Origin of the sequence: Microseira wollei NIES-4236 (assembly GCF_020521235.1) — a bacterium.
In the GTDB taxonomy this organism is placed as follows: domain Bacteria; phylum Cyanobacteriota; class Cyanobacteriia; order Cyanobacteriales; family Aerosakkonemataceae; genus Microseira; species Microseira wollei.
On the sequence record NZ_BLAY01000254.1, the window covers coordinates 1 to 10,021 of the forward strand.

At 47.5% G+C, this 10,021-nt stretch carries 7 protein-coding genes; 1 reads left to right on the forward strand and 6 read right to left on the reverse strand.

The genetic code is table 11. From position 1 onward, the window contains the following. From MiSe_RS44425 to MiSe_RS44445, 5 genes are all read right to left on the reverse strand, one after another. Positions 1-2,701 (reverse strand): beta strand repeat-containing protein (locus MiSe_RS44425; RefSeq protein WP_226592952.1); only part of this gene is annotated, 2,701 nt, incomplete at its 3' end. Positions 2,702-2,743: 42 nt separating this feature from the next. Then, positions 2,744-3,460: a hypothetical protein gene (locus tag MiSe_RS44430; RefSeq protein ID WP_226592954.1), complete on the reverse strand. Its 717-nt coding sequence runs from the start codon at positions 3,458-3,460 to the stop codon at positions 2,744-2,746. A 264-nt stretch (positions 3,461-3,724) separates the two neighbouring features. Further along, on the reverse strand, positions 3,725-4,432 hold the full coding sequence (locus MiSe_RS44435) for a hypothetical protein (RefSeq protein ID WP_226592956.1): 708 nt from the start codon (positions 4,430-4,432) through the stop codon (positions 3,725-3,727). A gap of 946 nt (positions 4,433-5,378) precedes the next feature. Then, entirely contained in the window at positions 5,379-6,173 is a 795-nt protein-coding gene (locus MiSe_RS44440; protein ID WP_226592958.1) for a winged helix-turn-helix domain-containing protein, read from the reverse strand. Between the two features lie 303 nt (positions 6,174-6,476). Beyond that, positions 6,477-6,758 (reverse strand): hypothetical protein, encoded by a 282-nt coding sequence (locus tag MiSe_RS44445; protein ID WP_226592960.1) that lies wholly within the window; start codon positions 6,756-6,758, stop codon positions 6,477-6,479. Between the two features lie 319 nt (positions 6,759-7,077). Here MiSe_RS44445 and MiSe_RS44450 point away from each other — a divergent pair, with 319 nt between their 5' ends. Then, positions 7,078-9,120 carry an NAD-binding protein gene (locus MiSe_RS44450; RefSeq protein WP_226592962.1) on the forward strand — a complete coding sequence of 681 codons (2,043 nt, stop codon included), beginning with the start codon at positions 7,078-7,080 and terminating at the stop codon, positions 9,118-9,120. Between the two features lie 149 nt (positions 9,121-9,269). Here MiSe_RS44450 and MiSe_RS44455 read toward each other — a convergent pair whose 3' ends face one another. After that, complete coding sequence (locus tag MiSe_RS44455) at positions 9,270-9,485, reverse strand: hypothetical protein (protein ID WP_226592964.1); 216 nt, start codon at positions 9,483-9,485, stop codon at positions 9,270-9,272. Positions 9,486-10,021: the final 536 nt, after the last annotated feature.

The following is a 10,021-nucleotide window of genomic DNA, read 5'->3' on the forward strand; positions in this document are numbered from 1 at the left end:
CGCTGACAGTTACACCCGTCAGGGTTTGGTTGCCGTTGTTATCTACAACGATGCTGTAGCTGATGACTTCGCCCACCACATCGGCGGTGCCACCGGGTACGGAGGCTGTCTTGGTGATGTTGAGGTCAGGATTCTGAGTCACCGGCACCGAGGTGGAAGCACTTTCAGAACCTGTTTGAGTACTATCCGCTGTGGCGGTGTTGAGAATGTTACCACCGTTGTCGATGTCAGCTTGGGTGACGGTGTAGGCACCTGTGTAAGTCCAGGTTTCGTTCACATCCAACTGACTGTCGCTGTCGCTGTCGCCACTGGCTAAGCTGAGGTTGCTGATGCGTGGGTCGCTAACGGTTACGCCAGTCAGGGTTTGGTTACCGTTGTTGTCCACCGTAATCGCATACCGGACAACATCTCCAACTTGGTCAACAGTCGTGCCACCAGCAGTGCCATTGGGATTGGTGATGCTGCTAACAGTCTTAGTAATGTCAAGGTCAGGTCGCTGAGTCACCGGCACCGAAGTAGAAGCGCTTTCCGATGGCGTTTGGCTGCTATCCGCCGTTGCCGTGTTGAGAATGTTACCGCCGGCGTCGATGTCAGCTTGAGTCACGGTGTAGGCACCTGTATAAGTCCAGGTTTCGTCCACATCCAATTTGCTATCGCTGTTGAGGTCGCCACCTGTGCGGGTGAGATTGCTGATGCGTGGGTCGCTGACAGTTACACCCGTCAGGGTTTGGTTGCCGTTGTTATCTACAACGATGCTGTAGTTAATTACATCAAGAGCGGCATCGACTGCGGTTGCACCATCTGCTACGGTCGCTGTCTTGGTGATGTTGAGGTCGGGTCGCTGAGTTACCGGCACCGAGGCAGAGGCGCTTTCAGAGCCGGTTTGGCTGGTATCCCCTGTGGCGATGTTCTTGACGATCCCATCTCCACCACCGTTGCTATCAATGTCGGCTTGGGTGACGGTGTAAGTGGCACTGTAAGTCCAGGTTTCGGTAGTATCCAGGGTGCTGTTGCTGTTGGCGTCCCCACTGACATAGGTGGCATTGGTGATGCCGTAGCTTTCGACTTGGTCTGTCACCGTCACGCCAGTTAGGTTTTGGTCGCCGGTGTTGTCTACAACGATGCTGTAGTTAATTACATCGCCAGCAGCATCGACTGTTGTACCACTATCTGCTACTGCCGCCGTCTTGGTGATGGTGAAGCTGGGAGTTAGGGCAACTTGGTTGGTAAACGTAACAGTCCAAACTTCCCCATTAGCAACCGTAACCGTCGCAGTTCTCGCACCTACATTCGTGGTGAAGATATCGCCTGTTGTTGTATCTTCTGCGCCGTTTTCGATAGGCGTTATGCCCGCCAACGACCATCCAGACACAGTATTCTCTGTGATGGTATATGTACCTTCAGGCAGACCGAAGAATATTTGTTGATTGGAATAAGTGCTGTCAGCACCTATCACACTTGAATCATCATCAAGTGTAAAGGTGGTAGTGGTTCCATCAGGACGGGTTAGAGTAAACGAAAAATCTTGGAGCGAGTTGGGCTGGGCATCCTTGATGATGGTAATTTGCCCTTGGGCAACGATCGCATTCGGATTGATGTTGACATTACTTAATCCGCCGGATGTTAATGGATCAAAATCGACAACCATCTGGGGCGAGGCGCCAGGGAAATTGGCAGCACCATTTTGGAAGCCATAATCGGTCTGGGTTGCGAGATGTCCGCCCCAGGCGACACCGACATTAAGAGTCTCACCTAAAATGCCATCGCCATCGTCGGGGGTAAAGGTGATATTGAGCTGCCTGTCTTCTTGATTAGCGTTGACGGGATCGGCAATATAGGGGCTAAACGTTACGGTAGCAGGATTAATGTTGAAAAGGGTGAAGACTCCCGCTGTATGCGGCACCGTAGCTGGATTCGGCGGTGTGCCGCCTGTGTCGCCATTATCGTTAGGAATGGCAACCGTCGAAACGAGTCCGGTTTGAAACCCAGTTAAGTCAGAACCAGGGCCAAAAGGAACAGTAGTAGTCTCGGTTTTGTTGTAGGAGGTGAGATAGTCGAAAAAGAGTTTTTGTGGACTCGTAGTTCCGCCAGCGTAAGCATAATCCAGTTGGATGGTATAGGTCTGGCCTTCTACTAGGTTGGGAGCACCACCACCTCCAGCTGTGGATGTCCAACGGAAGGGGATGACTTCGCCTTCGGCGTAGACCGAGTTGGATTGCTGAATCGTAGTGCCAGCGTCCCAAGTATTTAAAGTCGGACCGGGTTGATTGCGCCATGCCCAAACAGCCAACTGGGCATCGGTAAACGTCGTCATCGCCACCTGGTCATCTGCGGTGCCAAAGGTGCCATCAGCGCCCGTCCCAGTCGCCGTCAAATTCAAGGTCGCATTCAAGGCATCGGGAATACCGCTACCAGTGCCATTATTATCCGTGGGTACGGTCCAATTCACCGTAAAAAACCCATTCTCATCAACCGTGACTTGAATAGGCGCATAAAAATCCCGATCGCCATCATCCCCATAATCGTCGGGGGCATCGGCAATCTTTATCTCAACTGTTGAATTCGGTGCATAGCCACTGCCACTAATGACTGCCGTTTCCCCCGGTGCGTAGTCCGATTTATTCGTGGTAACCAGCGGACTGTCTAATAAATCCCCGTTCTGTAGGGCTAAAGGATCGTTAGAAGTGTCGTAACTCATCATGTCTCCTATTTGGTCAAAATAATCGAAAATGACTGCAAATCATTAGATAGCTCGAGCAGAGAATATAGGGACTTCTCCTTTCTCCACTCCAGGCAGAAACTGGTTATCAATCAGGTTTTTATAGGCTGCCAAATCTTCCTGCCAGTGGGCGATCGCTTGCTTGACGATCTCTAGGCGTTGCTGTGGAGACTCACTCCTCACCTCGTAGTGGAAATTGCCAGCAAACGCCACTGCGGGAATTACCTGGTCTGGCAGCTTGATTTGCGCCTCACTAATGCTCAAGCGCAGTTGACGACCTTCGAGGGTGTAAACCAGGTTAATCCCCGCCCGCATGGGAGCAATGCCAAAATTTTGCCAGGGGCCGCGAGCAAGAATTGTTTCAGTTATGTATTTGTACGCTCCATCCCCTTCTTCTCCAAAGGTGATAAAGCGCTTGGGATTAATTCCAACGCCTTGGTACTCCAGATTAGGAAGGGTGGAAACGTATTTGCCAGTGATTTCAGGTATTTTTAGCTCCTCAAGGGTGTTTGTCTCAAAAGGTTGTGAGAAGGCGATCGCTTGCGGATTCAATACAATATTCACGCCGTTGGCAAACATGACTTGAGCAGACCCCGCTGCGAAAACAGGGGGTCTTTGCAGTTCCCAATCGGCTGGAATAACACCGCTGCCTTTGAGAAAATCCAGAGTTAAAAGCGCCTGGTTGTGGTTTCTTGCTGCTAGGACGATTGAGAGTTCCTGAATTTCTAAATTTCGGTTCATAATTGCTCGTACCATTTAATCGAATAACTACCACCGCTCATTATTTACTCCTCGGTTTACAAAATTTTATTTCTGAATACTTTTGCCAGAGACGTGGATGAACTACCTTGACAACAAACGATGAAAATCCATCAGGACTTACGCTTGGGAGACCTAGAAACCCGGTTTCTTTGCGTAAGTTCTGTCCATGTCGCCTGCACAAGCAGCCGACCTACTCACCTGCTATTTTCAAGACAGGTCTAATATTGGTAGGACAAGCCGTCTCTACGATGCATCCCGAATCAATAAAACATCTGTTCCTGAATTCTTAGCCAAGAAATTTTGCTCAACAATTTCTCGGTAAACTGCCAAATCTGCCTGCCAATTCTCAAGCCGTTGTTGCAATGCGCCTACTCGCCGATCTGCTTCCTCTCCCGTTAGGTTGTAGTGGAAATTGCCCGCAAACATTACCGCAGGCATTTCCTTGTTGTTGGATAGCCGCAGACCTGCTTCCGCAATGCTCAATCTCAGTTGTCGTCCTTCCAAGCTGTAAGCAAGTTCGACGCGAGCTTGCATGGGTGCAGTCCCAATGTTTTGCCAACTGGCAGGATAGAAAAGATCGTTAATGAACTTTCTAGCTCGCTCTGGTTGATTTTCAAAGATGGCAAAAGTCCTCGGATTAATCCCCACAGCTTGGTAGTCAAGATTGGGTAGCTTCGAAACATAATTACCAGCAACTTTGGCAATCTCTATCTTTTCCAGGGCATCCTTCCCAAAAGGTTCTGAGAAGGTGACCGTTTGAGAATTAGCAACAATATTGACGCCGTTTTTGAAAGCCGCCTGGGCAGAGGTGGCTGTTAGAACAACAGGTCTTTGCAGTTCCCAATCGGCAGGAACAATACCGCCGCCAAGAAGAAAGTCCAGGGTCAAAATTGCCGGGTTGTGGTTCCCAATCGCCAGGACAATTGAAAGTTCGTGAATGTCTTGTGCCATAGTTCAAATCGCCGATTGGTTCCATCTGGAATCAATCAGTATATCTACGTTGGTCTTTGGTTTTCTTACAGCGATGCACCCACTAGGACTTCAGTGATTATCGGGATTATTTTTGCAGACGTTTGTGCAAAATTTGTGTAAATTCACCTTGTTTGGCAAAAATTCATGAAATCTTTACATTAAGCCGCTTGTTTAGCCAAACTTGATGAAATCGGGGTAAAAGCCTTGACGCCTGTGCTTAGCAAGTATCCCTGACCCTAAACAAACTGGAGGATAAAAACCGCTTCTCTGACGGATTAATTTGGATAAATAAACTTAAAAAATCCAGGACTTAAACACGCGGGGTCAAAAACAAAGGTGATGCGTCAATCGAGCGCCTCTAAACCCACGATTTTTAGTAGAAACCTGGTTTTTTGCCTAATTCCTGAAACCTTGATTTTGTCAATAAATCGCCTGATTCAGCCAAAAATTGCCTTGAGGCGGACAACTATTGCGCCTCAAAGCAAGTGCTTTACTTCATGAAATCTTTACATTTCTTAGGGAAAAGCGAGGTAAAAGCGCGTGGGTAGCACCTATGCCAAAAATTGCCTTGAGGCGGACAACTGTTGCGTCCCAAGGCAAGTGCTTTTATTACCCCTGCAAACGCAGATCGCTACTTAACGCAAGTTGCTAGTTATAAACTTTGGCGTTGCCAGCTTGCTAATTGCTAATTGCTAATATAGGATTTTTACCAATCTCGCTATTAGCCTCGTGACCAGGGATCTGCCTGGGAACGCCATTAGCCGCTCCCAGAGAGATAACTAGCAACTTGAGTTACTTAGATGGGATCAAAGCCGGTTTGTTGCACAAGTATATTTACGCAGAATTAATAAGTAAATTTAGCTACAATGGTTTGAGTTTCTGGGCTGGTGCGATTTGCGACAAAATTGTCGAGCCACTCCTGCGCCTAAACTAGGACTTTAGGTAAGGAAAATTCGCGGTTAGCGCTTTCTAACAGTAAATAAGTTTCATTTTCTATTTGAACCAGTCGTTGCTTGTAAATCATGTGTTCCGAGACATCTTCAAAAAAGATGAATAAAAGCCGTTCCCCAGATTGGTCTAGCTTATTTGAATCGTCGGCGATCGCATAAAAATTGATATATGCGGGTCGGTTAGGATTACAGCTTCTGGCAACTCCTTGGATTTCAAAACGTTCGTACTCTTTGTTTCTGACTTTCTCGAAAGCTGCTTCAAACCCAATAAATTCAGGAAAGGCATGTCCGGCATCAATTCCCACCTTGAGAGCTTCGGGATAATCACAATAATCATGCAGGAATGGCGACATGGATTTAATCAAAAAGTTTTCATCGATAACTAAATACTCTATAGCTTGAGATTTGAGGAATTTTTTCAGGACAGAAAGTGAAGGTGAAATTTCGGCTATCGCTTCTTTCTGATAGTTAATTAACCGATTTAATCGATAGCCAATTCCGTGAACCGTTTCAACTATTTCTGACTCAAAATTGACTTTTTTGAAGGCTTTTCTCAGAGATCTGATATGAGATCTAATACTACTATGGGTGGGAATCCGATCGAAGTCCCAAAGTTTTTCGATTATGACTTCATAGCTTATAACGTGATTGGGGTAGTTTAAAAATAGCAATATTAAATCATATTCTTTGGGGTGTAAATTAACAATTTCACCGCCATAACTGACAGTGCGCGCATCCGGATCAACCAAAATTTTGCCACAAACTACCATTGTCAAAAAATCTATTTTCTAGAGACGAATGTCAAAAAACAAGGGTATTATAGAGACTTCTCTGTCCCCCACACAATCGCGTAAGAACATCTGAAATTTTATCTTTTCAAGATAATATATCTTTTGCTGTCACCTGTCAACCAAGAAAACTAAACTTAACGATTTTATTTTTCCTACTTTCCCTACTTTTCCTACCTGACAGTAAAGCGATCGCTCATCAACGAGCAAAAAACTTGATGAGAATAGGTATTATTATCATTATTAAAAAATAATTAAAATGCTTGAGGAATAAGGGAGACAGCATCATAGTTCAAAACTAAACTGGTTTGTAGCGAGGACAGTCCCGCGTGGATAAGTACAGGACTGACGCAAGGGCGTTGCCAGAAACCCGGTTTCTTTGTTGATCTCTGGTTCCGTTTCCCAAGGATTTTGCGTACAAACTGGGAATATGAGCATAAGTCCTGAGAATCCTGGTTTGAGGATGGATCGCCAACTGGTGGGCGATCGCACCCGTCCTGCCGACCTCAGTGGGTCATCCTCGGGACTTACGCAAACACCAAAGTTTCTCTGACAGGACTTACGCATCTGGCACATCAGTGTGTTCGTAGTAAGCGCTTGAGCGCTTCAAAATTGGCACTAAAGTGCCTACTACAAACGTCAATGGATATTTTTATTGTGACACTTGCGTAAGTCCATTATGAAAAATTGTCGCTTTAGATCTAGAGATCGCACCAAGAAACCCGGTTTCTAAGAAAAATCGTTGGGAGAGGAAACTCGAAGGTTGTCTCCCGTTCCCTACAACCAATTTTAATCATTCCGATGCCACCGGATTTGATATAAGTCCCGCTCCTCATAGGGGACTCGCCTATAATAAACAGGTGCATCTTGACAACTGGTGGGACAAATGGATATACCAGCAAGTTCCCAGGTAAGATTAGAGCGGTTTTTGGTCTGTGGATTAGGCAGTGTGGGACAGCATTGCGTTGCGGCGTTAAAAGAATTTGGCGTCAGCGTGAGTGGGATAGATAAAGCGACGCCCAAAAATTGGGAAATTCCCAACCTGCCGCGTTTATTGGATGACTTAATTATTGGAGACTGCCGCCAACCAAGCGTGTTGGAACAAGCTAATATCCGGCAGTGTCGGGCTGTGCTAATCGTTACCAGTAAAGAGCGGGTGAATATAGAAACAGCTTTGGAGGTACGGGAACTCAATCGCCAAACTCGTTTAGTTGTTCGTTCGGCGCAAGAAAATTTGAATCAATTATTAGCAGAACAATTAGGTAATTATGTCGCTTTGGAGCCAACTCAGATGCCTGCAGCTGCTTTGGCGCTGGCGGCGTTAGGAAGTGAGGCGTTGGGTTCCTTTAAGCTAGATGGACAGTGGCTGCGGGTTGTATTGCACCAAGTGCAACCGAGCGATCGCTGGTGCAATGTGCGTTTGCTGCACGAACTCAATACCCACAGGCGTCTGATTTTATGTCATACTCCTAATTCGGCTCAACCTGCTAAATCGTTCCACGAATGGGAGCCAGATGTACGAGTCCAAGCAGGAGACACTCTAGTTTATATCGAAACAACTGAGCCATCTGCCAGTAATTCTCAGGAATGGGCAAAAGTTACTCCGCAGAATTATTCCAGTTTGTTAGCAAGATTCAAAAGCTTAAACTGGAGAAACATTGAGCATAAATTGGTGAAAGTTTGGGAAGCGATCGCGCAAGAACAAACCAGGCGAGTCGCGACCATTTCTGGCATTGTACTTTTGACTTTGTTGATCGGCGGCACAATTCTGTTTAAATTTAGCTACAAGGATAGAACAAAGCTGCAAGACGCTTTAAATCTTACCATCGTCTTGCTAATGGGAGGCTTTGATAATGTATTTGGGCAGCTAGAAATGCCGTTTCCCATCCCGTGGTGGTTGTACTTATTCAGCATCATCCTCACAGCAGCAGGCACGATTTTTGTAGGCTTCTTCTATGCGCTGCTGACCGAAAAAGTTTTAGTGGCAAGATTCGAGTTGAGCCAGCGGCGTCCCCCCATTCCCCAACAAAATCACGTGGTAATCATCGGACTGGATGGGTTAGGTCAAAGGGTAGCAACCTTGTTGCAAGAATTCAAGCAACCCCTGGTTGGCATTTTTTTAAATTCAGATTTTGACCAGAAGATTTTGCCTCAAATGCCCCTAATAGTTGGCAACTTAAACGAAACTCTAGCCAAGGCAAATCTCGCTACAGCAAAAAGCGTCATCGTGGAAACCGATGATGAAATGCTGAATTTAGAAATCGGTTTGATGGCGCGTGCTGCGAATCCGAACAGTCATTTGGTTATTCGCACGTTTGAGCAACGCTTGACCGATAATTTGCCCCATCTGTTGCCCAAGGCTCACATTTTGCACGCGAATGCGTTGGCGGCTGAAGCATTTGCTGGCGCAGCATTTGGGGAAAATATTCTCAGTTTGTTTCGTCTTTTCAACCAAACGGTTTTGGTGGCAGAATATCGCATTGAAGCGAACGATACTCTGAATGGATTTTTACTCGCTGAAGTCGCTTATGGCTACGGAGTTGTGCCGATTTTATATCATAAACCCCCCGATTTTGCTACTTTTATGCCTGGGGATGATACTAGACTGGCTCTGGGCGATCGCTTAATAATTTTAGCCACGATTGAAGGACTGCGGCGGATTGAGCAAGGTGCAGTTAGCATTGTCTGGCGGCGCTTTAAAGTGCGTGTAGAAAAGGCTTTATTTCCTGCTAGTGTTTTTGAGGGTGCGAATGCGATCGCTCGCATTTCTGGATGCGATCTCGGTACGGCTAGAAATTTGATGAATAACTTACCCGCCACCTTAGGATTACCGCTTTACAAGCACCAAGCACAGCGCCTGGTGCGAGAACTGAGTAAACTGCAAGCGATCGCTCGCATTATCCCTATCACTGACTCACGAGCTTGCTAGTTAACAAGCTGAACCTTTGCTGGTGCAACTTCAGGCATAGGACTTACGCGCAAGTTCCCGGTTTCTATGAAAAATCGTTGGTTTGGCAACCAGAGATCGACGGTCGAAACCGGGTTTCTTTTCTCGTCTTGCGGTAAGTCCTGAGGCAGTCAAAAGCCACAAGTTGTGGCAGTAGCGAACTGTACCTGAAGCGAGGCTTTGATTTGCCGAATCCGCGCTAAGCGATCCAGCAAGACTTGATCCGCAGCTACAGATCCAGCAGCGTAACCTTTGAGATATAAGAGGGCGTTTGATTGTGGCTGCTTCCCTACCTTGGCATCAGAATAGCCGAAATCAAATAACTGGGATGGAGTTGAGATGTCCATAGTAGATACTCCTTGATTGGCATTTGCACGGGCAAAAAATCGCCGTTTAGGCTCAAACTTCTACTATGGTCTCAGCTTAGATTCCAATTGTGCATTTCTTGTGCAGACGAAAGATGAATTTTTCAGCCAGCAGGGGACAAGCACGCCCCCAGTAGGGGCACGGCACCCAAGAGTCTGGTGGTGCAGCTGCAGCGCCTTGCTACGCCGTGCCCGGGGCACGGCACCCAAGAGTCTTGTGGTGCAGCTGCAGCGCCTTGCTACGCCGTGCCCGGGGCAGGGCACCCAAGAGTCTGGTGGTGCAGCTGCAGCGCCTTGCTACGCCGTGCCCGGGGCACGGCACCCAAGAGTCTGGTGGTGCAGCTGCAGCGCCTTGCTACGCCGTGCCCGGGGCACGGCACCCAAGAGTCTGGTGGTGCAGCTGCAGCGCCTTGCTACGCCGTGCCCGGGGCAGGGCACCCAAGAGTCTTGTGGTGCAGCTGCAGCGCCTTGCTACGCCGTGCCCGGGGCAGGGCACCCAAGAGTCTTGTGGTGCAGCT

Bases quoted from the DNA above. Each gene is read 5' to 3' on its own strand.
- MiSe_RS44455 (WP_226592964.1), bottom strand. From the start codon at position 9,485: ATGGACATCTCAACTCCATCCCAGTTATTTGATTTCGGCTATTCTGAT.
- MiSe_RS44450 (WP_226592962.1), top strand. From the start codon at position 7,078: ATGGATATACCAGCAAGTTCCCAGGTAAGATTAGAGCGGTTTTTGGTC.
- MiSe_RS44440 (WP_226592958.1), bottom strand. From the start codon at position 6,173: ATGGTAGTTTGTGGCAAAATTTTGGTTGATCCGGATGCGCGCACTGTC.
- MiSe_RS44435 (WP_226592956.1), bottom strand. From the start codon at position 4,432: ATGGCACAAGACATTCACGAACTTTCAATTGTCCTGGCGATTGGGAAC.
- MiSe_RS44445 (WP_226592960.1), bottom strand. From the start codon at position 6,758: ATGCGTAAGTCCTGTCAGAGAAACTTTGGTGTTTGCGTAAGTCCCGAG.
- MiSe_RS44430 (WP_226592954.1), bottom strand. From the start codon at position 3,460: ATGAACCGAAATTTAGAAATTCAGGAACTCTCAATCGTCCTAGCAGCA.